Raw genomic sequence first — 25,152 nt, 5'->3', positions numbered from 1 at the left:
ATAGTTGTCGAAAAAGCCAGGAAAACGCGGCAATTTGTCTTGCCACGTCCCAGGCGGCCGTGGTACAATTTTCCCATGAACATAAGCAAAAAAGGAGATGGTATCATGCTCAGACCAGCGGTGCCGGAGGATGCCTCCCGGCTGGCGGAAATCCAGATCTTTGCCAAACGGACGGCCTTCCGCCCCATATTTCAGAACGATTTCGTGTCCTTTCAGGAGATGCAGGTGCTGGATCTGGCCCTTTTCTACCGGGACGAGCCGGGTGCCCTTGAGGGGGTATTTGTGTACGACGACGGCATTGTAAAGGCCATGACTAAATGGGAGAAAGGCGGCGCGGACAGCCGCTGCTGGGAATTAAAAGAGGTGTATGTGGATCCCTTTTTCCAGCATCAGGGAATCGGGGCTTTCATCCTGGAGGAATTTTTAAAAGAGGCGGCCCAGGCCGGAATCCGCCGGGCCACCCTGTGGGTCCTGGAAAAAAATGAACCGGCCCGGGCCCTCTACAGCCGCTACGGCTTTGCCCCCAACGGAAACCGGAAACTCCAGGAGGGGACGGTGGAGGTTTTGGTAGAGTATGAGAGGGATTTCTCTCACCTGTGCGTTTCGTCCAGCACTGGAGTGTAAACCATCCTCTCTCCGGCGTCCTGAATCAGCACGGAGTGGGCAGGAATTTCCTGGCCCTCGTAGGGATACGGGTCATCGCCGAAGTTGGCTACGGCCGCCAGCTCGTTGCCGTACACCGTTTTCTGCACCGTTCCGTCCTCCTTCAGACAGGCAAAATCCGTCATTTCATGCCGGATGGCCTTGGCGCTGAATTCTGACCATACGCTGTGATGGGCCGCAATGTCTTTTTTATACTCCTCCCACTGCTCGCCGTCCAGGTGATAGAGGGGCGGAACATTGTAGAGGACTTCCCGGATCATCCGGTCCTGTGTCGCCCCTTTTATTTTAAAGGTAGACCAGTCCCAGTGGGCTGCTGTAATAACGGAATCGTTATACACCAGTTTGAACAGGGGAATGTCATATTCAGGGGCGGCAAAGACGGCGTAGTATTCCTCTTTCACAGGAATCCGTTTCGCGAAATGCTCTGCCACACCGCCGTTGGGATTATAGTATTTGCCGATGAAATACTCGCTCTCCCGGTTGGCTTTCATATCCTCGTCCATCCAGGAAAAGCTTTTCAGCTCTATGCCGTGGGCAAACGCGATGACAGAGGCCGCGAAATCATTTCCTCCCTCTGATCCGATCACCATGCCATACTGGTCCCTGATATAAGCCATCCGTTCCAGTCTGGCCGCCAGGTCCTGCTGCTGCGTGGTGAGATGCTCCGGCGTGTAATCATCGTAGATTTCCCCGGTGGCGTCGCAGTCAATAAACCAGGAATTAAACGGGAGGTCATTGGACAAAATCCCTTCCATTCGCGTCTTCACAGAAGGCAGGGAAAGCGTGGGATTCAGTTTCCTGCCAACGCCCTGAAATCCTTTTTCCCTGTTTCCATTCCGGTCTGTCACCGTCGCGTTTTCATAGAGCGACTGGTCTTCAAACCGGGCAGTGATCCACTGTTCCTCCCCCGGAGCGTGGATGGAATGGTAGGAGTCGTAGCTGCCGATCAGATAGTCCATTTCCACAGCCTGCTCAACCAGTTCCGGTTTGGCGTACGCCTGCTCCCAGCTGTTTAAGCCGATCCACGCGTGGCGGATTCCCGACTGTTTCATGTCCTGAATAAGATCCAAGGTAGACCCGTTCATCCAGTCAGAAACCTCGCGGAAAACACCTGGCAGATTGGCGGCCAGCGCCTCCTTATGCAGTCTCACTTTCCGCTCATCGGTCAGGGTTTCGTATCCGGATTCCAGCAAGGCGTCTATCTGGCCGTTTCTTTCGCGCAGCACATCCGGATTCCAGAAATCTTCCCGGCGCAATACCTGGCTGAGATACCGGCAGATCACGTTCTGCTGGTAAACCGCCACATAGTCCTGACGGCTCAGCTCATCCAGCGTATTTTCAAACTCCCCTCCGTTTTCTATTTCTGAAGAAAAGGAGCGCAGATAGTCCATAACCGGCGTGTGGACCGCCTGGCGGAACGCGCCCCAGTGGACATCCTCTGCGGAGAGCAGATTTTCTCCCCAGAGATAGATAAAGGGCGCCCCGTACAGTTTCTCAATATCGGGATTTTCCTCCGCCTTCTGTTCCAGAGTCACCAGCCCGCCGTTTTCCTTCACATAGTTCCGGTAGATCTTGGCGCAGCTGACCGGGTCATTTTCCGTCACGTAGATCCGGTAGGCGTTTGTTTTTTCCCCGTCTATTTCCGGATATTCATGGGATACGGAAAAAGTGAGCTCCGGCTGAGCGGAAAAATCCATCTGGGTCCTGTAGGGATTTTCCATAATGAACAGCAGGCAGAAATCCCCTTCCTGCCCAATCCAGAACGGCATGGACAGTTCTTCCATCACGGATACCTGCCGGCGGTCCAGATAATGGATCCAGGCGGGATCGTCAGCGGGCACCCGTTTTCCTTCTCCTAAGGGGAGGTAATACTGATCCGCCGCGATCTGCGGCCACACAAACTCACGGTCCCCGTCTCCTTGCGAAGTGATCTGTACCTCCAGGTAATCTTCCTTCGGCTCAAGACGCACCTGAACCTGCTCCGCAGGATAGCTCCAGGAGATAACTCCGTCTCTCTCCTCATAGTTTTCCACGGAATACGCTGTCTCACCGCCGGAAACGGGGACGTTCTGCCCGTTCACCTGAAATGACAGCTCAAAGGTTTCCGCATTTGCCTCCAGCTCAAAGGGCAGCGCCAGCTCCTGCTTTGCCTCCTCTCTGACTGCCGGGCTGTCCGGGGAAACCGGGTTCGCAGAGCAGCCGCTTAAAAGCAGCGCAGGCGGCAGCATAAAACACAGTAAGTTCCAAATTGATGTTCCCATAGGCTTATTCTCCTCTGTCAATGATGTTCTCCAACAGAATAGTGCCGTCCTGTGACATCTGTGTTACAAGCGCCTGTTTCTTAAAAATCTCCCGGTCCCTGCGCCTGCCGCAGCCTCTTACTCCGCCGGGAACCGGACTTCAAAGGAAATTTCCCGGCCGTCCCTCAAACAGGAAACCCCATAGCAGAACTGTTCCGCGATCTTTTTCACAATCGACAGGCCCAGCCCCGTACCGGACAGCTCTTTGTTGCGGGATCCCTCTCCCACATAAAAGGGCTGCCAGATCAGATCCGTATCCAGATCCTCATTTTCCGTAAGGTTGGAAATCCGAAACCGGTATTCCCCGTTTTCCCGCCGCAGTTCCACGGTGACGGCTCCAGGAGCGGCGTATTTGGCCGCGTTGGAGAGAAGGTTGGAAAACAGCTCGCTCAAAAGCTCCCCGTTGCCTTTAAAGGCCAGGCCCGGCTGAATGCTTTCCCTGAGCTCCAGATTTCTCTGCTCAAAAAGGATTTTGTGCTCCTTGACGCACCTGGCTAATACCTGATCTAAGGACAGCGTCTCACAGGGATATTCTCTCTGTTCTATGCGGGAAAGATGAAGGAGTTTCTCCACAATCTGAGACATTTTATCGTTCTGCCTCACAATCGTATCCAGAAATGTCCCGTCATCCAGGCCGTCCTGAATCCCCGCGGCGTACATCCGCACCAGGGAAACCGGCGTTTTCAGGTCGTGGGCCACGTCGTTTAGCAGCTGTTTCATCTGTTCATTCTTTTCCTCCAGCATTTTCTGATACTGCTCAATGTGGGCGGCCATATCATTTAAGCTGTTCGCCACCTCCTCCAGTTCATCTCCCGTCCGGATCCGCAGCGGCTCATAGTCGTGGGAGGACACTTTCCTCGTAAAAGCGCAGATCTCCGTCAGAGGTTTCGTAATATGTCTGGTCATTACAAATATCAGCCCTGTGGCCACCGCCGCCGCGAAAAAGTAAATCAAAAAGCCGATGTGATTGACAATGGAAAGAAAGCCCCCGGCATCAGGTACAATGGCCGCGATCGCATACATCCCCGATTCCAGCAGAAGATACTGTACCAGTATGCTGTAATCCATCTTATTCTGGCTGTACAGGCGAAACTGAGAGCCCTGTTCCACCGCCCTCTCATAATCCTGATCCCACAGCCACAACCGCTGAAATCCCAGACCCTTTTCCCTGAATTTCTCTCTCAGCTCATTGGCAAGGACATCAGGGGCATTTCTCTCCCCTGAATGGACGATCAGCACCTTTTCCTGTTCCTCCACCGTCCGGATTGTCTCCTGAGGATCATTTCCTCTTTCGATTTCTTCCGCCAGGCGATCTCCGATCGCCTCCACATACTCCCGTTTCTCATGGAGATAAAACCGCTCTACCAGCCAGGAATTGGCAAACAAGGTTCCCGCCAGGGTAAACAGCAGAATCAAGACAACCCCAAGGACAAATTTTCGGTACAACCGTTTCCGCACCATGGACAGCAGTCTCATACCCCTTCTCCCATCACATAGCCCAAACCAATCCTGGTCTGAATCAGATCTTCGCCGATTTTCACCCGCAGGCGGCGGACGGCCGTATCTACCGTGCGGCTGTCTCCCTCATAGTCCATTCCCCATATCCGGTCCAGCAAAAGCTCCCGGGACAGGATCCGGCGCTGGTTTGAGAGGAAATATTTCAAAAGTTCATACTCCGTTTTCGTCAGCCCCAGTTTCTCTCCGCCTTTTGTCACCTCCATGGTTTCCGGATTCAGACAAATGTCCCGGAAAGCCATCGCATTCTCCGCCCGGCACAACTTGCGAACCCGCAGCAGCAGGATCTGAATGTCGAAGGGTTTCCGCAGATAGTCATCGGCGCCGCAGGTGAGTCCCTGTATCTCATCCTCGTTCTGCCCTTTCGCGGTCAGCATCAGAATCTTTGTGGGAATTCGCAGGGACCGAATCTCGCGGCAGGTCTGAATCCCGTCCTGAACGGGCATCATCCAGTCCATAATCACCAGGTCTGCCCCCTGTTCCGTCAGAAAATCCATCGCCTCTTTTCCATTTGACACAACGTGGACCTCAAACCCGTCTTTTTGTAAATATAACCGTAATATCTTCTGCATATCCCGGTCATCCTCCGCAATTAAAACACGCATATGGAATATTCCTCCTCTATATAAACTATGGGCAGCCGCCTGTAAGGCCGGTCCCCTTTTGTTCTGTCGCGGAAAACCGCACTCCCCGCGATTCAAAAGCCGCCGGCGCGTGCTTGCGCTGTTGTACGCACGTTTTCCCGTCAAACGGGAATTTTCATCACCACTCAGCATAACGGAAACAGGTCTATTCTGCAAGAGCTGAGCGTTCTCTTTTCCCGTTTTCCTTTTATGTTTCTTTCTATTATGCCACTCTCATGTGTCAGCGGTGTTACAGGCTGTTTCCGAGATAAACTTTTCCAGGATAAATTTTCCTGTATCAGTGCCCTATTCCTCATAAGGGAAAACGGAGCGAAGTCCCCGGCAGACCATTTCTGTTCTGCCGGAGACTCCGCTCCGTTTTGATTTTTTACTCTGAAAGCCTTGTCTCAATGTCCAGGCAGACTGCGTGCTTGCACGTAAGACTACCTGGACATTAGAGACGCTAACCCGTATGAGCACGGAGGGCGATAGCTCGGAATGCGAATACGGGTGAGAATTGCGGGAGTGCGGAACAATTCTCATGGCTTTCATAATTTGTGATGACCGCGTTAGCGGTCATGTCCGTTTATTCTGTTTTCCGCGGGTGCCGGAGGCGCCTGCTTTTATCAGGTGATCGGCGCCGGGTTGAAGATGCACAGGTCGTTGTGGAGCTTATACTTCTCCGCAAAGCTCTGCTTTCTGCCGCTGGCCACGTCGATGATCTCGTTGAACAGCTCTGTGCCGATCTCCGGGATGGTGGCCTCGCCGGTGGCAATGGGGCCGGCGTTCACGTCGATGAGGTCGGGCCACTGCTCCTTCATGTCGTTTCTGGAGCAGACCTTGATCACCGGGGCGATGGCCAGGCCGTAAGGAGTGCCGCGGCCGGTCATAAATACCTGAAGGCCAATGCCGGACGCCAGCTGACAGGGGCCGCACACGATGTCACTGGCCGGGGTGGCGGCGTAGATTAAGCCGTGTTTGGACGGTTTCTCACCGGGGGAGAGCACTTCCACAATGGGGGAGGTGCCGGACTTGGCGATGGAGCCCATGGCCTTCTCCACGATATTGGCCAGGCCGCCCTTCTTGTTTCCGGGAGTGGGGTTGGCGCTGCGGTCCACTTCCCCGTTTAACAGGTAGTTGTCGTACCACTTCATCTCCGCCGCCAGTTTCTTCTCCACTTCCTCGCTGACACAGCGGTGGGCTAAAAGGTAAACGCCGTCCCGCACCTCTGTCACCTCGGAGAACATCACTGTGGCGCCGCCCTGTACCAGCATATCCGCCGCGTAGCCCGCAGACGGGTTGGCGGTCACGCCGGAGAAGGCATCGCTGCCGCCGCACTGCATTCCCACCAGCAGCTCGGACAGGGGCAGAGTCTCCCGCTTTCTCTCGTTTAAGATCTTCAGTTTCTTTTCCGCCATCTCCATGAGGGCGTTAATCATGGCGTCAAAGCCTTTTTCCTCCTGGAGGACAATCACGTTCTCCGGGCTGATGTCCGCCTCGTCGATCAGCATATCCACGGTCATTTTCTCGCAGCCCAAGGCCACCACCATGAGCTGGCCGCCGAAGTTGGGGTGCTTGGCCAGATTGCGCAGGATGCGGATGGGCACCTTGGCCTCCGGGGCGTTGATGGCCACGCCGCAGCCGTAGGGATGGTTTACGGGGACAATGTCGTCCACGTTGGGATATTTGGGAAGGAGCTCCCGTCTCATTTTCTCAACGGCCACGTTCAGCACGCCGGTGACGCACTGCACCGTGGTGCTGATGCCTAAGATATTTCTGGTGCCCGCAGGGCCTCCCCAGGGGTTGCGGTAGCCCTCCCAGGTCTTCACCGGCGGCTCCGGCAGATCCGTCACAATGTTGGTGCCGTACTCCATGCTGTCCACGTCAGGAGGCGTGGGGAGCTCCAGCATATGCTCGTTGATCCAGCTGCCTTTTTTGATCTCGTCCAGGGCATAGCCCAGCACCACCCCGTAGCGGACGATCTCTCCGCCTTTGGGAATGTCGCGCAGCGCGATCTTGTGCGCCTGGGGAATGTCCTGCGCCGCGGTGATGCCGTCCATCACTTCCGTTCCGGCCTTAATCTCGTTCACCGCGATTGCCACATTGTCTTCATCCTTGATTTTGATATACAGTGGAGCGCTCATACTTCTTCCTTTCCGAATTCTGAAATTGGAATCCTCTTAACCTACTTCTGCCCCTTTGCTGGACGCCCCAAACGGCGGCCGCCCGGCAGGTTAGTTTTATTATAGCGCGGATGGTTTTATAAGTAAAATTATTTAAAATTTGTGTTTCCTTAATATTTTTAATTCATCTCATTGAGGGCCGGGAGGCTGGCGGAAAATGGTTTCATACCAGATCCGGCTGATTTTCCAGACCAAAAAAGGTGTGCGCTTGGCGCACACTCGCGCCGGAGCGCGGCTGCGTAAACAGCCATATTCCTCTGCGCGAAGTGCGCCTCCCGCCGGAGGCTTTTGTGTCATAGGGAACGCAGTTTCCTACACAAAAAACCGGAGCCCCCATTTCCAGGCGCTCCGGCTCTCCGTTTTTTCCTATATCATCTTATAATCATCCAACCCCGCGAACATTTTCCCGCTTATCTCACCAGGCACGGTCTCTTGGGATCGAACTTCCAGCCGGGGATCAGGTACTGCATTCCAATGGAATCGTCTCTGCCGCCCAGGCAGTTGTCCAGGTAGAGCTGATGGGCTTTCTTCACCTGCTCTAAATCCACCTCGATGCCAAGGCCCGGTTTCTTCGGAACCTCCACGCAGCCGTCCACGATCTGCAGCGGCTCCTTGGTCAGCCTCTCCAGGCCCTCCTGCCAGATCCAGTGAGTATCCAGGGCGTTGTACTCGCCGGGAACGGCGGCGCCTACCTGGGTAAACATGGCTAAGGAGATGTCAAAGTGGTTGTTGGAGTGGGAACCCCAGGTGTAACCGAAGTCGTGGCACATCTGGGCCACCCGCACGGAACCGCTCATGGTCCAGAAGTGGGGGTCTGCCAGAATGATGTCCACAGCCTGGGAATCCAGGGAGTGACGCACCTCTCTCCAGTCGGTGGCGATCATGTTCGTAGCCGTGGGGAAACCGGTGCGGCGTCTGAACTCACTCATGATCTCTCTGCCGGAGTAAACGCCCTCCGCGCCGCAGGGATCCTCACAGTAGGTCAGAATGCCCTGCATTCCCTTCACGTACTCACAGGCCTGCTCTAAGGTCCAGCCGCCGTTGGGATCCAGGTCGATTCTGGCCTCCGGGAAGGCTTTCTTTAACTCGCGGATGACCTCCATCTCCTTGTCGCCGGAGAGAACGCCGCCCTTTAACTTAAAGTCCTGGAATCCGTATTTCTCATGAGTCGCCTTGGCAAACGCCACGATCTTGTCCGCGGTGAGGGCCTCCTCGTGACGGATGCGGTACCACTCGCAGTCAGAATCCGGCTCGGAATCGTAGGGCAGATCCGTCTTGTTCCGGTCGCCCACGAAGAATAAATAGCCTAACATCCGCACCTTGTCTCTCTGCTGTCCGTCTCCTAAAAGCTCGCACACCGGAACGCCCAGGTGCTTTCCAAGCAGGTCTAAGCAGGGGGCCTCGATGGCGGTGATCACGTGCACTCCCGTTCTCAGATCAAAGGTCTGATTTCCTCTCACGTCCTCCTCGCCCTTGGAATCCAGATGGGCCTTTACCTTTAACAGGGTGCTCTTGTACTCCGCTACCTTCGTCCCCTCCACGATCGGGATGCACTCCTCTAAAGCCGCGGTGATCTTCTTTCCCCCCGGAACCTCGCCTACGCCCATCTCACCGTTGTCCGCGTAGAGAACTACAATGTTTCTGGTAAAGTAGGGAGAATGCGCTCCGCTCAGATTCAACTCCATGCAGTCCTTGCCCGCTACGGGATAAACCTCCATCTTGGTAATGATTGGTGATGCCATACGTATTACCTTCCTCTCCTATGAATTTTCCGACCCGGCGGAGTGTCTCCGCCTTTGCTGATTTCATTGTAACGCCAGGATATGCACTTAGTCAAATTAATTAATGTTCTACCTTGGCTAAGAAAAACTTATGCAGGTTTCCCCCACGCCACTCAAAGCAGGGCCCGCACCACCGCCGCCGCGTTCCTCTCTCCCACGGAAATCGTCAGCTCCGGCTCGTGGATGTGCTCTAGGTAATGGGCGTCAGAATTGCTCACGATCCGGCAGCCCTCCAGGTACGGATTTTCCCGCCTCAGCCGGTGGAGATGCTTCAGATCCTTCACCTCCGCCGCGGTAAACTGGCTGTCCGGCGGGATAAAGCCCAGGTTGGCGATCAGGCTGTTTGCCGTCTTGTCGATGTGGGCGGGAAACATCACCCCGTCCCGCTGCCGCACCAGCTCCCACAGGCTGTCAAAGGAAATGGCGCAGGCGTTGATGAGCAAATACGGCTCCTCGCCCCGCACCTGATCGCCACAGTCATAGATCTGCTGCCGCCCGAAGATCTCCGGCCTGTTTTCCACCGGAGGCAGAAGGCTGTGCACCAGGCCGTCAAAGTCCATGGCCCTCTCTAAGTCGGGAAAGAGGCAGACGGCGTGCACCTCCTCCGCCGTGCAGATCTCCATCCCCGGCACCACCAAAACCCCGTATTCCTTCCCCGCGGCCATGGCGGCCTCACAGTTTTTGCAGGAATTGTGATCCGTGACCGCGATCACGTCCAGCCCCTTCACCGCCGCCATCCCCACGATATTGGCCGGCGTCATGTCGTCGTCTCCGCAGGGCGATAAACAGGAATGAATGTGCAGGTCATAAAACAGCTCCATGCTCTCCCTCCCTTCCAGGTTCTTCTCCCATTTCGCGGACGCCGGTTTCACAGGCTCTGGTAAATCCCCATGGCCGTCTCAAAAATAGGCTCCTCCGTGGCCAGCACCGTGATGCCCTGCTGGGCCGCCTTCTTTTCCGCCACCTCGTCTAAGGCCGCCCCTTCCGCCAGAATGACGCAGGCCGCATCCGTCAGGGACGCCACCGCCAGGGTATTCATATTTCCCATCACCGTCACCCAGGCGCAGCCGGAGGGCGCCCGCCCCATGGCCACGCTCAACAGGTCGCAGCAGAACACCTTTTCAATCACTCGCTCCGTATCGTCCCCCGGGCTGACCACCTGAAATTTCCCTGTATCCATCAAATCCTTCACTGTCATGGAACTACCTCTTTTCCTCATCCAGCTTTGCCATATCGTCTGAAATTTTCTGTATATACTCCTTTAAAAGGCGCAGGGTCTCCCCGCCGTCCTTCTCTCCCGCAGCCATGCCGTCCGCCAGGTGGGACACCTCGCAGGAGAGCTTGTGGAGGCTCTCTCTTAAATAATAGACACAGTCCTCCTCCCTGGCCTCTCCCCGCACGATGTCCTCCGCCAGAGCCTTGCAGGTGGGGGCGCCGCAGGAGCCGCAGTCCAGCCCCGGCAGTTTCTTTAAAAGCCGCTCCACCTGGTTGAGCCTGGCAAAGCTCTCCATCATGTTCTGTCCCAGGGAAAACACCGGCTCGTAAACCACCTGATTCGTCCAGGCCATGCACTCCTCCGCGTGTTCCCCGTCATCCATGTGGCTCCTGGCCACCGGCATATATTTGCGCAGCCGTTTCAGCTTGACCTCCGCCACGTAGGGATTCTCCACCGTCAGCACGCCGCCCACGCAGCCGCCGCTGCAGGCGTCCAGCTCCACAAACTGCAAACTGGTAAATTTCTGATCCTCCAGATCCTCCAGCACCCGGATCACATTCTCAATGCCGTCCGCCGCCAGATAGCTCTCCGTAAACAGGCCTCCCGCCTCGCCGCCGCTGCGTCCCCAGCTGACGCCGATCTTTCCGGAGGTGCCGATCTCCTTCGGGTCCGGCCCCACCGCCTTCATGCAGGAGAGGAGCCGGGGATACACGTCCTTGATGGCCAGAACCCGGTCGATCTGACTCTTTTCCGTGCCCAGAGGGGCCTTGGCGTAGGTCACCTTGGAGGGACAGGGGGAAATGAAACAGATGCCGATGTCCTCCCTGGGCAGCCCCGTTTTCTCCATAGCCCGCTTGGCCGCCAGGCAGGCCGCCACCTCCACCGGCGGGTTTAAGGGCAGCAGATGGGAAATCAGGTTGGGAAACCGTACCCGGATCAGCCGCACCACCGACGGGCAGGCTGTACTGATAATAGGAAGGTTCTCCTGGTGCTCCGCCAGGTACTCCCTGGTGGCCTCGCTCACCAGCTCCGCCGCCGCGCTCACCTCCATCACATCGTCAAAGCCCATGAGCAGCAGGGCGTTTAACACGATGTTCACATCGTCCAGATTGTTGAACTGGCTGTAGAGGGACGGGGCCGGGAGAGCCACCGTGTACTTGTACTCCTTGATCACGTCCAGGCCGTCATAGGAGGCCTGCTTGGCGTGATGGGGGCAGACCCGGATGCACTCTCCGCAGTCGATGCAGAATTTGCTGTTGATCCGCGCCTTGCCGTTTCTCACCCGGATGGCCTGGGTCGGGCAGCGCTTGATGCAGTTGATGCAGCCGCGGCACAGATCCTCGTCCAGATGCACAGAATGATAAAATTTATCCATTACAGTTTCACCACCATCGTTATTGTCGTCCCCACGCCCACCGTGGTGTCAATGTTCATCTCGTCCGTGTACTTTTTCATATTGGGAAGTCCCATGCCGGCCCCGAATCCCAGGGAGCGGATCTCGTCGGGAGCTGTGGAATACCCGGCCTTCATGGCCAGCTCCACATCCGGGATGCCAGGCCCCACGTCCGCCAGCACCATGGTGATCTGTTCCGGGGTGATGGACACGGTGATCTCCCCGCCCTTGGCGTGAATCACCATATTGATCTCCCCCTCGTACATGGCGATGGCCACCTTGCGCACCGCCTCCGGAGAAACGCCCATCTGCTTTAACTTGCTCTTTACGTCGCTGCTGGCCTCTCCCGCCCTGGTAAAATCGTCGGGGGAAACCTCATAGGTCAAAACAATCGCATCCTCCATCAGACCGCACCTCCCCGCAAACCGGCCGCATAGAGCATCCCGCAGGCCGTAAACATCCGGTGCCCCGTCTCCAGCACCACCAGTCCCCGCTCCCTCGCCATTTCCAGAAGCTTTTCGTCTGCCTTCTTTCCTCTGATAAAGATGATGCAGACGATGTCCAGCATCTCGGCCGTCCTCACCACCTGAGGATTTACCAGGCCCGTCAGCAGCACACTGTGATCCTTGGAAAACGCCAGCACATCACTCATCATATCGGAACCGCAGGCCGATCTCACCTCCCGGTCCAGGTGTTCCTCTCCTACCAGCACTCTGGCCCCCAGCGTCGCACGAACATCTTCTACCGTCATTTGCCAATCCATCCTTTCCCGCATAGGGCGAAGATTTCCCTTCGCCTGCCGTTTTTGTTACATTATACATCTAGGATACCATCCGTTTTGTCAATTATCAACAGAATTGGCTCGTTAATTTTCTAACAACTCAAAATTTTTTAGTGGATTTTTACATTCACTTGTGATAATATACTAGTATATATTGCATAATGTTCAATACAGAATGAGGAGGTTTAAAAATGGCTTGCAAAAAACAGTCTGTCCCCTTCTCCGGGACAAAAGAGCAGGAGATGGAATTAAAAGAGACCATCGCCCAGCTCAAGGACACCAAAGGGTGTCTGATGCCGATCATGCAGAAAGCCCAGGAAATCTACGGCTATCTGCCCATTGAGGTCCAGACCATGATCTCCGATGAGACCGGCATCCCCCTGGAAAAGATCTACGGCGTGTCCACATTCTACGCTCAGTTCGCACTCCAGCCAAAAGGAAAATACCAGATTTCCGTCTGCCTCGGCACAGCCTGCTACGTAAAAGGTTCCGGTGACATCTTCAAGAAACTGGAGGAGCTTTTGGGAATCACCAACGGAGAATGTACCCCCGACGGGAAATTTTCCCTGGATTCCTGCCGCTGCGTCGGCGCCTGCGGCCTGGCTCCCGTCATGATGATCAATGACGAGGTGTACGGACGGCTGACTCCCGACCAGATTCCAGCCATTCTGGCAAAATATCAGTAGGCCATGATGACGGAAATTTCTTTAAATATTTTAGATGTGGCGGAAAATTCCACGCGGGCGGGGGCATCCCTCGTCACCATCACCGTTTCCGCGGATACGGCGGCAGACCGGCTCACCGTGATCATTGACGACGACGGCTGCGGCATGACGGAGGAACAGGTGGCCCACGTGACCGATCCGTTTTTCACCACCAGGACCACCAGAAAGGTGGGGCTTGGGGTTCCGTTTTTCAAATACGCCGCCGAGAGCACGGGAGGGAGCTTTACCATCCAGTCTCAGCCAGGCGTGGGAACCACGGTGACGGCGGTGTTTGTGCTGTCCCATATTGACCGGATGCCTTTGGGGGACATTTCCAGCACGATCCATACCCTGGTGGTCTACCACCCGGACACCGATTTTCGCTACATTTACGAATACGACGGAAAATCCTTCACCCTGGACACCAGGGAATTCCGGGAGATCCTGGGGGACGTTCCCTTTGACACCCCGGAAATCTCGTCCTATATCATGGAATATCTGACAGAAAACAAACTTGAAACTGACGGCGGGGCAAGCCTCTAGGCTTGCCAGATAGGAGGAACGAATATGAAATCTCTTGAGGAGCTGAGAGCAATCCGCAACAAAATGCAGAATCAGGTGAGCATGAGAGCGGAAGATCATACACAGACCCGTGTGGTGGTCGGCATGGCCACCTGCGGAATCGCCAGCGGAGCCCGTCCCGTGCTCAATACCCTTTCTTCTCTGGTGCAGGAAAAGGGACTGACGGGAAAGGTAGCCGTGACTCAGACCGGCTGCATCGGACTGTGCCAGTATGAGCCCATCGTCGAGGTGATGGAGCCGGGCCAGCCCAAGATCACTTACATCAAAATGAACCCGGATAAGGCAGCCGAGGTGGTGGAGCGCCATCTGATCGGCGGCCACGTGGTGGAAAAATACACCCTGGCATCCGCGGATATTAAATAAGGAGGAAAGGCAATATGTATCGTTCGCACGTATTGGTTTGCGGAGGAACGGGCTGTACCTCCTCCGGAAGCCAGAAAATTATGGAAAGACTGAAAGAAGAACTGGAAAAGCAGGGACTGACCGACGAGGTGGCCGTGATTCAGACTGGTTGCCACGGCCTCTGTGCCCTGGGCCCCATTATGATCGTCTACCCGGACGCGTCCTTCTACTCCATGGTGAAGGAGGAGGACATCCCGGAGATCGTGTCGGAACACCTGTTAAAGGGCCGCGTGGTGAAACGTCTCCTGTATCAAGAGACCGTCACTCCCGCAGGCGTGAAGGCCCTCATCGACACCGATTTCTATAAGAAACAGCACCGCATCGCCCTGCGCAACTGCGGTATCATCAATCCCGAGGTCATCGAGGAGTACATCGGAACCGGCGGCTACGAGGCCCTGGGCAAGGTACTCACGGAGATGACTCCCGACGACGTCATCCAGGTGCTCTTGGACAGCGGCCTTCGGGGCAGAGGAGGCGGCGGATTCCCCACCGGCCTCAAATGGAAACTGGCCAAGCAGAATGACGCCGACCAGAAATACGTCTGCTGTAACGCCGACGAGGGCGACCCCGGCGCGTTCATGGACCGTTCCATCCTGGAAGGTGATCCCCACGCCGTGCTGGAGGCCATGGCCATCGCCGGCTACGCCATCGGGGCCAGCCAGGGCTACATATACGTCCGCGCCGAGTACCCCATCGCCGTGCAACGCTTAAAGATCGCCATCGACCAGGCCAGGGAAATGGAGCTCTTAGGCAAGAATATTTTCGGCACCGGCTTTGACTTTGACATCGACCTGCGCCTGGGCGCCGGAGCTTTCGTCTGCGGCGAGGAGACGGCTCTTATGACCTCCATCGAGGGCAACCGCGGCGAGCCCAGACCGAGACCGCCGTTCCCGGCACAGAAAGGACTGTTCGGCAAGCCCACCATTTTAAACAACGTGGAGACCTACGCCAACATCCCCCAGATCATCTTAAACGGACCGGAGTGGTTCGCCTCCATGGGCACGGAGAAATCCAAGGGCACCAAGGTGTTCGCCCTGGGCGGAAAGATCCACAACACGGGACTGGTGGAGATCCCCATGGGAACCACCCTGCGGGAGGTCATCGAGGAGATCGGCGGCGGCATCCCCAATGGAAAGAAATTCAAAGCGGCTCAGACCGGCGGCCCGTCCGGCGGCTGTATCCCCGCGGAGCACTTTGACATCCCCATCGACTATGACAACCTGATCTCCATTGGATCCATGATGGGCTCCGGCGGACTGATCGTCATGGACGAGACCGACTGTATGGTGGACATCGCCAAATTCTTCCTGGAGTTCACCGTGGAGGAGTCCTGCGGAAAATGTACGCCCTGCCGTGTGGGAACCAAGCGTATGCTGGAGATCCTCACGAAGATCACAAAGGGCCAGGCCACCATGGAGGATTTAGACAAGCTGGAGGAGCTGTGCTACTACATCAAGGAGAACTCCGCCTGCGGACTGGGACAGACAGCGCCCAACCCGGTGCTTTCCACCCTGCGCTATTTCCGGGACGAGTACGAGGCCCACATTAAGGAGAAACGCTGCCCGGCAGGCGTCTGCAAGGCACTGCTCTCCTACCATATTGATCCTGACAAATGTAAGGGCTGTACCCTGTGCGCCCGCAACTGTCCGAACAACGCCATTTCCGGCACCGTCAGAAACCCGCACGTCATTGATCAGGACAAATGTATCAAGTGCGGCGCCTGCATCGAGAAATGTAAGTTCGGCGCTATCTACAAACAGTAATGGAGGGGGATCACTATGGAGAATATCACAATCAAAATCAACGGCATGGAGGTCAGCGCTCCCAAGGGTTCTACCATCCTGGAGGCAGCCAGGCTGGCCCACATTGAGATTCCGACCCTGTGCTATTTAAAAGAAATCAACGAAATCGGCGCCTGCCGGATGTGCGTGGTGGAGGTCAAGGGGGCGAAAAGCCTGGTGGTCTCCTGCGTATATCCCATCAACGAGGGCATGGAGGTGTGGACCAACACCCCCAAGGTGCTGGCATCCAGAAGAAAGACCTTACAGCTCCTGCTTTCCAACCACAACCGCAGCTGCCTCTCCTGTGTCAGAAGCGGAAACTGCGAACTGCAGCAGCTTTGTAAGGAGCTGGGCGTGGAGGACGACGGCTACTACGACGGAGAAAAGACCCCGTCGGCCATCGACAGCAGCGCCGCCCACATGATCCGGGACAACAGCAAATGTATCCTCTGCCGCCGCTGCGTGGCCGTCTGCGAGAAGACCCAGGGCATCGGCGTCATCGGAGCGAATATGAGAGGCTTTGCCACCTTTATCGGCTCTGCCTTTGACATGGGCCTTGGCGAGACCAGCTGCGTATCCTGCGGCCAGTGTATCGCCGTCTGCCCCACCGGCGCCCTTCAGGAGAAGGACTGCACCGACGATGTGCTGGCAGCCATCGCCGATCCGTCCAAGCACGTGATCGTTCAGACCGCGCCTTCCGTGAGAGCCGGCCTGGGCGAGGAATTCGGCTATCCCATCGGCACCAACGTAGAGGGCAAGATGGCAGCCGCGTTGAGACGGATCGGATTCGACAAAGTATTTGACACCGACTTTGCGGCGGACTTAACCATCATGGAGGAAGCCCACGAGTTCTTAGAGAGAGTGAAAAACGGCGGTGTGCTCCCGCTCATCACCTCCTGTTCTCCCGGCTGGGTAAAATACTGCGAGCACTACTTCCCGGATATGACGGAGAACTTATCCTCCTGCAAATCCCCGCAGCAGATGTTTGGCGCCATCGCCAAATCCTACTACGCGGAGAAGGCAGGCATCGACCCGAAGGACATCGTTTCCGTTTCCGTCATGCCCTGTACCGCCAAGAAGTTTGAGATCGGAAGGGACGACCAGGCGGCCAACGGTATGCCGGACGTGGACTACTCCATGACCACCAGAGAGCTGGCCCGTCTGATCCGCAAGTGCGGCATCAAGTTCAACACCCTGCCGGATGAGGATTTCGACACGCCTCTGGGCCTCAGCACCGGCGCCGGCACCATCTTCGGAGCCACCGGCGGCGTGATGGAGGCAGCCCTCAGAACGGCTGTGGAGACCCTCACAGGCGAGGAACTGGAGAATGTGGACTTCACCGAGGTCCGCGGCACCAAGGGCATCAAGGAGGCCACCTACCACGTGGCCGGTATGGATGTGAAGGTAGCGGTAGCCTCCGGCCTGGGCAACGCCAGAGAGCTGCTCACTAAGGTGAAAAACGGCGAAGCCACCTACCACTTCATCGAGATCATGGGATGCCCCGGCGGCTGTGTCAACGGCGGCGGACAGCCCCAGCAGCCCGGTTGGGTGCGCAACAGCGTGGACATCCGTGCCCTGCGGGCGCAGGTCCTCTACGACGACGACAAGGCGGACGCCATCCGCAAATCCCACGAGAACCCCGCTGTCAAGGAGCTCTACGAGACCTACCTGGGCGAGCCTGGCAGCGAGAAGGCGCATCACCTGCTGCATACCTCTTATGTTAAGAGGAAGGTGAACAGCCTGTAAGGCAGTTGCGTTTTGATAAAAACGGTTTTTCTGTAAAATTACAATAAAAGGGAAACTCCCCGCAGACCCTATCACTCTGCGGGGAGTTTCCCTTTCTTTTCCTTTCTTCCGCCCGATCCTTCCGTCAGCCCCTTCTCTCCAGAAAAAACCTCTTTTTCCCCTCCCCGCCGCACTGCACCAGGTGGAAGTTGAACAGGTTTCCCTCCGTCCACAGCTCCATGGCGTCTAAAATCCGCATGACGGTGGTGCGGTTCATCAGCTGCTTTTTCTCAAAGGCGAAGGGCTCAAACTCCCGGTTTACCAGGTTGGTGATCTCTGTGATGGTGAGGGGGTTCGCCTTTGTGGCGTGATTTTCCAGAATATTCATAATAATTAAAGGGAACATGGTCTGATTCATGTTGTTTTCTCCTTGATACAAACAAAAAAAGCCGTTGCCGGCCATCCATGTTCCCCCCTGTGGGAGGTATCTGAAATTTATACCCGGCAGCAAACCCGATTTTCAGTTACGCCAAATCGTCCGCTGCCGTCATAGGATGAACTCCCGCAAACGTCACCGGACCTTGGATAACTACTGTAAAACCTGGCTGTTCTGGCTGCTGCCAACATCGTTTTTCTCTCCCTTTCTTAATTTTGTCGGATTTTTCTCATCTGACTTTTACGCAGAGCGCGGACAGAAGGATTCGAACCTCCGGACCGTTTCCGGCCTGCGCATTAGCGGTGCGCTGCATTTCCTCTCTGCCATGTCCGCATATCGTGGGCAGAGAAGGACTCGAACCTTCGGTGTTTCCTGTGTAACGGATTTACAGTCCGCCGCATTCGCCGCTATGCTACCTGCCCATGACGGGGAGAGGATGTTTCTTCTCATCTCCCTGACTGGCCTTATCTTACCATGGCCGGCAGTGCATATTTGCATTGTTTTCATTTTTTCAGCTGTTTTTCGCCTTGTATTCCTCTCCCCAGCACCCCATGGCGTCCAGGATCGGCTTTAGGCTGCGGCCCACCTCCGTCAGGCTGTACTCCACCCGGGGCGGCACCTCGGCATACACCTTCCGGTCCACCAGCCCATTGGCCTCCATGTCCCGCAGCTGGGCGGTGAGCACCTTCTGGGAAACGCTGCCGATGGATTTCTTTAACTCTCCGAACCGCTTTGTACCGGGCATGAGATCCCGCAAAATCAATACCTTCCACTTGTCACCGATCAGCATCAGGGTCGTTTCCACCGGACAGGCCGGCAGCTCTCTTGTGGTCTGCATGGCTGTTTCTCCTCTCTGGCGCGCCATGGTTTCTTTTTTGCCCCTGGCGCGCATATGATCTGTATAGCCCTATTATAGAGGTACGGAGGAGAATTTGCAATCCTGAATCTGATTATTGACCTGCCGCCCTTCCACAAGGTATAATTGTCATACAGAATCAGGATTTTTTCTGTCTTTTCTGATAAATAAATAACAAATAAGGAGGACCCTCATGAATCTGCTTCTACTCCTCAGCGCCATCGTGCTGATCGCCTGCATCGCCGGGAGCCGGCTGTCCGGCCGCCTGGGCATCCCCACCCTGCTTTTTTTCATCGGCCTGGGAATGCTCTTTGGCTCCGACGGCCTTTTAAAAATCGAATTTGAAGACTACAGACTTTCGGAGCAGGTGTGCTCCGCCGCCCTGATCTTCATCATGTTCTACGGCGGTTTCGGCACCAAGTGGAGCGCCGCGAAACCGGTGGCGGTGCGGGCCACCCTGCTGAGCACCCTGGGGGTTCTCATCACCGCCGGGATCACCGGCCTGTTCTGTCATCTGGTTCTGGGTATGGGACTGACGGAGGGGATGCTCATCGGCGCCGTCCTGGGTTCCACGGACGCGGCCTCCGTGTTCTCCATTCTCCGTTCCCGCCGCCTGAATTTAAAATACGGCACGGCGTCCATGCTGGAAATCGAGAGCGGCAGCAACGACCCCTGCGCCTATATGCTCACCGTCATCCTCCTCTCCGCCATGGAAGGGAATTTATCCGCCGGAGGCATCCTCTACTCCGTGTTTGCCCAGCTGGCCTACGGCATCGCGGCGGGCGTAGCGGCGGCCTACATAGGGAGCCGGGTGCTGCAGCGGGTGCAGTTTGGCTCCGACGGCTTTGAGTCCATTTTCCTGGTGGCGGTGGCCCTGGCGGCCTACTCCCTTCCTTCTCTCTTAGGGGGAAATGGGTACTTGAGCGCCTACATCGCCGGCATCCTCTTAGGAAACCAGGAAATCCCCAACAAGAAAAGCCTGGTGAATTTCTTTGACGCCTTCAACGGGATGATGCAGATGCTCATCTTCTTCCTTCTGGGCCTTCTGGTCTTTCCCTCCAGACTGCCCCAGGTGCTTGTGCCGGCCCTGCTCATTTTCCTGTTCCTGACCTTAATTGCCAGGCCGGTGGCGGTGGCCCTTCTGCTCACCCCTTTCCGCGCGCCGGTCAACCAGCAGCTTTTAGTCTCCTTCGCCGGATTGAGGGGAGCGGCTTCCATCGTGTTCTCCATCACGGCGGCGGTGGCGCCAGGCTACGGAAAGGAATCCATCTTCCACTTCGTATTCTGTGTGGTGCTCCTCTCTCTGCTGTTCCAGGGGGCCCTGCTTCCCATGGCGGCGGAAAAGCTGTCCATGATCGACGATAAGGAAAACGTGTTAAAAACCTTCAACGACTACTCCGAGGAGAGCGACATCCGGTTCATCCGCCTGGAGATCCATTCCGGCCACCCGTGGATCGGACGGCAGATCCGCACCATCTCCTCCATCCCCGGCACCCTGATCGCCGCCGTGCTGCGAAACGGCACCGCCGTCATCCCCAAAGGGGACACGGTGATCCTGGAAGGGGACTCCGTCATCATCGGAGCGGAGGAATACCAAGACCAGGACGGCATCCACCTGACAGAGCTCTCCATCAGCCCGGAAAACCGCATGGTGGGAAAGCCCCTGCGGGAAACGGAGCTGCGAAAGGACGCCCTGGTGGTGCTGATCCGCAGAAACGGGGCGGACGTGATCCCCGACGGGGACACGGTGCTTTTGGAGGGAGACCTTCTGGTACTCTGCTCCCGGAATTAAAATCAACGGTTTCCTCATTTTCTTCTTAATACAAATCGGGACCGTCTGGCAGCTGTCAGGCGGCTCCTTTGATTTAAAACTAAATTTCCCGCCCATTTATTAGTATTTTTTATATATTTTTTCTATTGTGATATAATACTAATATGTGGTACTATGATAATGAATCCAGGGGACTGGCAGCAGCCCCCTTTGTTGTTTTGTAAAAACAGTAGAAAAAGGAGCATGAATTCATGGGCGGAATTTTTGGCGTTGCATCGAAAACGAACTGTACATTAGATTTATTTTTCGGTATTGACTACCACTCCCATCTGGGAACCAAGCGGGGCGGCATGGCCGTTTACGGAAAGGACGGGTTCCACCGGGCCATCCACAATATCGAAAATTCTCCCTTTCGGACGAAATTTGAGAACGATTTGGACGAGCTGGACGGCCATCTGGGCATCGGCTGCATTTCCGATTCAGACCCCCAGCCGCTGTTAATCCACTCCCACTTAGGCAGCTATGCCATCACCACCGTGGGACGCATCAACAACGCGAAGGAACTGATCGACGAGGCCTTCCATTCCGGGCACATCCACTTTATGGAAATGAGCGGCGGCCGGATCAATTCCACTGAGCTGGTGGCGGCCCTCATCAACCAGAAATCCACGCTGAAGGACGGCCTGCTCTACGCCCAGGAGAAGATCCACGGCTCCATGTCCATCCTTCTTCTCACCCCCGATGGCATCTACGCCTCCAGGGACCGTATGGGACGCACTCCCATCACCATTGGTCAGAAGGAGGACGCGTTCTGTGTCTCCTTTGAAAACTTTGCGTATTTGAACCTGGGCTTTACCCACTACTCTGAGCTGGGCCCCGGCGAGATCGACTTCGTGACGCCGGAGAGCGTGGAGGTGGTGAGCGCCCCCAGAAAAGAGATGAAGATCTGTTCCTTCCTGTGGACCTACTACGGCTACCCCACCTCCAGCTATGAGGGGGTAAACGTGGAACAGATGCGCTACAACTGCGGACGGCTGTTAGCCAAGCGGGACGACGGCGTCACCGCCGACAGCGTGGCCGGCGTGCCGGATTCCGGAACGGCCCATGCCGTGGGTTATGCCAACGAGTCGGGGATTCCCTTCTCCCGCCCGTTTATCAAGTACACTCCCACCTGGCCCCGTTCCTTTATGCCCCAGCACCAGGATCAGCGCAACCGCATCGCCAAGATGAAACTGATCCCCGTGGACTCCCTGATCCGGGACAAGCGGCTGCTGCTCATCGACGACTCCATCGTCCGCGGCACCCAGCTGGGCGAGACCACCGATTTCCTGTACCGTAGCGGCGCCAAGGAAGTGCACGTGCGGCCGGCCTGCCCGCCCATCACCTTCGCCTGCCCCTATTTAAACTTCTCACGGTCCACGTCGGATCTGGACCTGATCACCAGGCGGGTCATCCGGGAGCGGGAGGGCGATAACGTCTCCGACGAGGTCTTAGCCGACTACGCCAACCCGGACAGCCAGAACTACAAGGAAATGGTGGAGGAAATCCGCCGGAAAATGGGCTTTACCACCCTCCGGTTCCACCGGCTGGACGATCTGATGGAGTCCATTGGGATTGAGCCCTGCAAGCTTTGCACGTATTGCTGGAACGGGAAGGGCTGATAGCTAGCGGGTGAAATACCTCCCCGCCAACTCCCGAAACCGCTCAATGGTCGCCTCATAAAACATCCGGTAGGCGGGACAGAAGTAGTTTTTCCGCTCCCCACCTGCCAGGGTCACCCGGTTTCTGCGGCAGCCGCCGCGGCAGATGGCAAAAAACCGGCAGTTCCGGCAGTCCTCCAGGGATTCCGCCGAATCCCGGACGAACCGCTCCGTCACCGGATTGGAGCGGAGCTCATAAAAATCGTGGGTGTGGACGTTTCCCAGACGGTACTCGTCCAGAGCATAGAAATCACAGGGGTAGACGGATCCGTCTGCCTCTATGACGTTCTGGACGGAACAGATGCCCCGCTGCTCGCAGGACTCCGGCTCGCAGCCGGCCACCATGCCCACCACGTTCTCAAACTGACGGATGTACGGCTGGGTGCCCGTTTTCACGTCCTCATACCAGCGGTCAAACAGGTCGATGAGGAAACGGCCGTAGATCTCCGGCGTCAGAGAGTAGTCCCGTTTTCCCGGCTCCTCCCCCACCGGATCAAGACAGGCGATAAACTGGAGGTAGCCAAACCCGTTCTTCTTATAAAAATCGTATATCTTCGCTGCCCGCAGCCCCGTCTTTCCGTTGACCACGGTGAGAATGTTGTACTCCACTCCCAGGCGGTTAAACATCTCCGCCGTTTTCATAATCTCCCCAAAGCTGCCTTCTCCCTTTTTGTTCACCCGGTAGGCGTCGTGGGTGGATTTGATCCCGTCTAAAGACAGACCCACCAGAAAGTTTTCCCGACGAAAGAATTCCCCCCACTCCTCTGACAGGCGGTAGCCGTTGGTCTGGATGCTGTTGTCCACAGGGATGTTTTTTGTGTTGTACCGCCGCTCCAGCTCCATGAGACGCTCAAAAAACGGTAGCCCCACCAGGGTCGGCTCCCCGCCCTGAAAGGCGAACCCGCAGTAGCCGTCGGCGTAGTCGAAAGCCTTTTTCACCAGGACTTCCAGGGTCTCCTCGTTCATAAACCCGTAGCTGAAGGTCTCCCGCTTGTTCCCCTCGTCGCAGTAAAAGCAGTACTTGCAGTTTAAGTTGCAGTTGGCGGAGGACGGTTTGATCAGTAGTTGTAACGGACGCATGGCAGATACTCCCCTCTGTTCGTAAATGATTGTTTCATTATACCAGGGAATGGGGAAGAAAACAATCCGCTGGAGGGACAGGGATCTGTTTCCCGCGGACAGGCCTTCGCGGCCATTTTCTCAAATGCAAAAACGCCGGGGAAATCCTTCCGAAACAGGATCTCTCCAGCGTTTTTATATATTTCAGCCTTTTCTCATTTGAAAACCGCCCATCTCCCAGCCGCGGCCCTCTCCCCCTTCTGTCCGCAGGGTCATCCCTTCTCCCTGGGGATAAAGCCTGGTGGTAAATACGGTTTCACCGCCGTTGATATAGATTTCCGCGATGGACACGTCAAGAAGGATTCTCACATCCTCGATTTCCCGATCCAGAACCGCCAAGCGCTCCTTCCGGCCCGCTCCCAGACTTCCGGAAAAGGCCAGTCTTGCCTGTGTTCCCTCCGCCTCCAGCACCATGGCGGAGCCGGACACGCCGTCCTCCAGCATCACACGAAACGGGCCGTTCCCGGCGGCGGAAAGCTCTATATCCACCGCGTCTGAGGGCAGTTTCACCGCCTCTTTCTCCGGCAGGGAAAATTCCCCCTTCCGCAGGGTCTTCAGCTCCCCCGCCGGCTCCTGGCAGAGGATGCCATTTCTCTCCCGGATCTCCCTGAGAACCGTCAGGCAGTGAATCCAGCCTTCCTCCACGGTGGGATTTCCGTATTCCTTCTCGCTGTCGGGGACGCTGGCCCAGGCCAGAAGGAGGCGTCTGCCGTCCTCCCCCTGAAAGCTCTGGGGCGCGTAAAAGTCAAACCCCATATCCCACTCCCGGAACCCGTCCACCGTCCTGGTTCCCCAGCCCCGCCCTTCAAAGGGGGCGGAGAGGAATCCGTATCCCGACTGGTATACGTTCTGGAACCGGCGCGCCTCCCCCGGCACTCCCTGGGGAGAGAAGGACACCACCGTCCTTCCTCCCAGGTCAAAGAGATCGGGGCATTCCCACATATAGCCGAACCGCTCCCGGCTCTCGATCTCTCCCGCCAGTTTCCAGGTTTCCAGATCGGCGGACTCGTAGACCAGGATGGCGCCCCGGTCCAGCCGCGTCCCCTCCTGCTCCCACCGTTTCCTTCCGCCCAGAGCCATGTAGAAACGGCCGTCCTTCTCATAGATCTTCGGATCCCGGATGTGGGCCGTATACTCCGGCGGATAGTCCTCCATCCCCAGGAATTTCTGCTTTTCCGACATCCGCAGCCCGTTCCGGCTGGTCACACCCAGCTGGCAGGACTCCCGTCCCCGGTCGATGTAGTCATAGTCCCCTTTCCGTTTCACGTTTCCCGTGTAAAACAGGTGCATTTCCCCATCCCTAATCCAGGCGGAACCGGAGTAAACGCCGTTTCGGTCCTCCTGCCGGTCGGGAAACAGGGCCAGGCCCTCATAATTCCAGCTCACCAGGTCCTTACTGGTGTAGTGGCCCCAGAATTTCCCGCTGTCCGTCCCGTAAAGGGGATCGTACTGGAAAAATACGTGGTAGACGCCCTGGAACTGGCACAGGCCGTTGGGGTCGTTGAGCCAGCCCACCGGCGGCATGAGATGATATTTCATCCGGTACCGGCCCTGCCAGCCCCGCGCCTGCTCTGCCGCCTTTACCTCCCGCTCCCATTCCTCTCGTGTTTTCATCGCCCGT

22 protein-coding genes and 2 tRNA genes are annotated in these 25,152 nt (G+C 56.5%); 8 read left to right on the top strand and 16 right to left on the bottom strand.

Annotation, left to right across the window (positions count from 1 at the left end):
- Positions 1-105 precede the first annotated feature (105 nt).
- A complete protein-coding gene (locus B5E84_RS02795; RefSeq protein ID WP_087218926.1) occupies positions 106-624 on the top strand; it encodes a GNAT family N-acetyltransferase in 519 nt (172 codons plus the stop codon).
- Here the strand turns inward: B5E84_RS02795 and B5E84_RS02790 are convergent.
- From B5E84_RS02790 to B5E84_RS02740, 10 genes are all read right to left on the bottom strand, one after another.
- Positions 591-2,924, bottom strand: coding sequence for a glycoside hydrolase (locus B5E84_RS02790; RefSeq protein WP_087218923.1), 2,334 nt, complete (start codon positions 2,922-2,924; stop codon positions 591-593). The two genes, B5E84_RS02795 and B5E84_RS02790, sit on opposite strands and share 34 nt — an antisense overlap.
- 117 nt (positions 2,925-3,041) lie before the next feature.
- Positions 3,042-4,439 carry a sensor histidine kinase gene (locus tag B5E84_RS02785; RefSeq protein ID WP_242963235.1) on the bottom strand — a complete coding sequence of 466 codons (1,398 nt, stop codon included), beginning with the start codon at positions 4,437-4,439 and terminating at the stop codon, positions 3,042-3,044.
- Positions 4,436-5,083, bottom strand: coding sequence for a response regulator transcription factor (locus B5E84_RS02780; protein WP_087218920.1), 648 nt, complete (start codon positions 5,081-5,083; stop codon positions 4,436-4,438). The genes B5E84_RS02785 and B5E84_RS02780 overlap by 4 nt, the downstream gene beginning before the upstream one ends.
- 644 nt (positions 5,084-5,727) lie before the next feature.
- Complete coding sequence (garD, locus tag B5E84_RS02775; RefSeq protein WP_087218917.1) at positions 5,728-7,245, bottom strand: galactarate dehydratase; 1,518 nt, start codon at positions 7,243-7,245, stop codon at positions 5,728-5,730.
- 449 nt (positions 7,246-7,694) lie between these two features.
- A complete protein-coding gene (locus tag B5E84_RS02765; protein ID WP_087218911.1) occupies positions 7,695-9,026 on the bottom strand; it encodes an enolase C-terminal domain-like protein in 1,332 nt (443 codons plus the stop codon).
- A 152-nt stretch (positions 9,027-9,178) separates the two neighbouring features.
- The gene (locus tag B5E84_RS02760; RefSeq protein WP_087218910.1) at positions 9,179-9,886 is read right to left on the bottom strand and encodes a PHP domain-containing protein; all 708 of its coding nucleotides are present in this window, start codon (positions 9,884-9,886) and stop codon (positions 9,179-9,181) included.
- A gap of 47 nt (positions 9,887-9,933) precedes the next feature.
- Positions 9,934-10,263, bottom strand: coding sequence for a DRTGG domain-containing protein (locus tag B5E84_RS02755; protein ID WP_087218907.1), 330 nt, complete (start codon positions 10,261-10,263; stop codon positions 9,934-9,936).
- A gap of 4 nt (positions 10,264-10,267) precedes the next feature.
- Positions 10,268-11,656 (bottom strand): [Fe-Fe] hydrogenase large subunit C-terminal domain-containing protein, encoded by a 1,389-nt coding sequence (locus B5E84_RS02750; protein ID WP_087218904.1) that lies wholly within the window; start codon positions 11,654-11,656, stop codon positions 10,268-10,270.
- Complete coding sequence (locus B5E84_RS02745) at positions 11,656-12,078, bottom strand: ATP-binding protein (RefSeq protein ID WP_087218901.1); 423 nt, start codon at positions 12,076-12,078, stop codon at positions 11,656-11,658. The genes B5E84_RS02750 and B5E84_RS02745 overlap by 1 nt, the downstream gene beginning before the upstream one ends.
- Positions 12,078-12,425, bottom strand: coding sequence for a DRTGG domain-containing protein (locus B5E84_RS02740; protein ID WP_087218899.1), 348 nt, complete (start codon positions 12,423-12,425; stop codon positions 12,078-12,080). Before B5E84_RS02740 ends, B5E84_RS02745 begins: the two co-directional genes overlap by 1 nt.
- Before the next feature lie 221 nt (positions 12,426-12,646).
- Here B5E84_RS02740 and B5E84_RS02735 point away from each other — a divergent pair, with 221 nt between their 5' ends.
- Genes B5E84_RS02735 through B5E84_RS02715 form a run of 5 tightly spaced genes read left to right on the top strand, consistent with a single transcriptional unit; the run spans position 12,647 to position 17,670 of the window.
- Positions 12,647-13,141: an NADH-quinone oxidoreductase subunit NuoE family protein gene (locus B5E84_RS02735; RefSeq protein ID WP_087218896.1), complete on the top strand. Its 495-nt coding sequence runs from the start codon at positions 12,647-12,649 to the stop codon at positions 13,139-13,141.
- A gap of 3 nt (positions 13,142-13,144) precedes the next feature.
- Entirely contained in the window at positions 13,145-13,702 is a 558-nt protein-coding gene (locus tag B5E84_RS02730; protein ID WP_087218893.1) for a sensor histidine kinase, read from the top strand.
- A 24-nt stretch (positions 13,703-13,726) separates the two neighbouring features.
- Positions 13,727-14,104 (top strand): (2Fe-2S) ferredoxin domain-containing protein, encoded by a 378-nt coding sequence (locus B5E84_RS02725; RefSeq protein ID WP_087218890.1) that lies wholly within the window; start codon positions 13,727-13,729, stop codon positions 14,102-14,104.
- Between the two features lie 14 nt (positions 14,105-14,118).
- Positions 14,119-15,906, top strand: a complete 1,788-nt coding sequence (gene nuoF, locus B5E84_RS02720) for an NADH-quinone oxidoreductase subunit NuoF (protein ID WP_087218887.1) — start codon at positions 14,119-14,121, stop codon at positions 15,904-15,906.
- Between the two features lie 15 nt (positions 15,907-15,921).
- On the top strand, positions 15,922-17,670 hold the full coding sequence (locus B5E84_RS02715) for an NADH-dependent [FeFe] hydrogenase, group A6 (RefSeq protein ID WP_087218884.1): 1,749 nt from the start codon (positions 15,922-15,924) through the stop codon (positions 17,668-17,670).
- Positions 17,671-17,794: 124 nt separating this feature from the next.
- On the opposite strand, the gene B5E84_RS02710 is transcribed toward B5E84_RS02715, so the two are convergent.
- The 4 genes from B5E84_RS02710 to B5E84_RS02695 all read right to left on the bottom strand — a co-directional run bounded on the left by B5E84_RS02710 (position 17,795) and on the right by B5E84_RS02695 (position 18,923).
- Entirely contained in the window at positions 17,795-18,067 is a 273-nt protein-coding gene (locus tag B5E84_RS02710) for a hypothetical protein (RefSeq protein WP_087219192.1), read from the bottom strand.
- A gap of 268 nt (positions 18,068-18,335) precedes the next feature.
- Positions 18,336-18,418 (bottom strand) — tRNA-Ser (locus B5E84_RS02705).
- 6 nt (positions 18,419-18,424) lie between these two features.
- Positions 18,425-18,507: transfer RNA gene (locus tag B5E84_RS02700), tRNA-Tyr, on the bottom strand.
- 89 nt (positions 18,508-18,596) lie between these two features.
- On the bottom strand, positions 18,597-18,923 hold the full coding sequence (locus tag B5E84_RS02695) for a winged helix-turn-helix transcriptional regulator (RefSeq protein WP_087218881.1): 327 nt from the start codon (positions 18,921-18,923) through the stop codon (positions 18,597-18,599).
- Between the two features lie 211 nt (positions 18,924-19,134).
- Here B5E84_RS02695 and B5E84_RS02690 point away from each other — a divergent pair, with 211 nt between their 5' ends.
- Together B5E84_RS02690 and B5E84_RS02685 are read left to right on the top strand one after the other, a co-directional pair.
- Entirely contained in the window at positions 19,135-20,733 is a 1,599-nt protein-coding gene (locus tag B5E84_RS02690) for a potassium/proton antiporter (protein ID WP_087218878.1), read from the top strand.
- A 230-nt stretch (positions 20,734-20,963) separates the two neighbouring features.
- Positions 20,964-22,373 (top strand): amidophosphoribosyltransferase, encoded by a 1,410-nt coding sequence (locus tag B5E84_RS02685; protein ID WP_087218875.1) that lies wholly within the window; start codon positions 20,964-20,966, stop codon positions 22,371-22,373.
- A gap of 3 nt (positions 22,374-22,376) precedes the next feature.
- Here B5E84_RS02685 and B5E84_RS02680 read toward each other — a convergent pair whose 3' ends face one another.
- Positions 22,377-23,492: an anaerobic sulfatase maturase gene (locus B5E84_RS02680; RefSeq protein ID WP_087218873.1), complete on the bottom strand. Its 1,116-nt coding sequence runs from the start codon at positions 23,490-23,492 to the stop codon at positions 22,377-22,379.
- A gap of 183 nt (positions 23,493-23,675) precedes the next feature.
- Positions 23,676-25,145 carry a glycoside hydrolase family 32 protein gene (locus B5E84_RS02675; protein WP_087218870.1) on the bottom strand — a complete coding sequence of 490 codons (1,470 nt, stop codon included), beginning with the start codon at positions 25,143-25,145 and terminating at the stop codon, positions 23,676-23,678.
- Between the last annotated feature and the right edge of the window lie 7 nt (positions 25,146-25,152).

Origin of the sequence: Lachnoclostridium sp. An14, from assembly GCF_002160755.1 — a bacterium.
GTDB lineage: Bacteria > Bacillota > Clostridia > Lachnospirales > Lachnospiraceae > Lachnoclostridium_A.
This window is presented reverse-complemented; position numbering and strand designations above follow the sequence as displayed.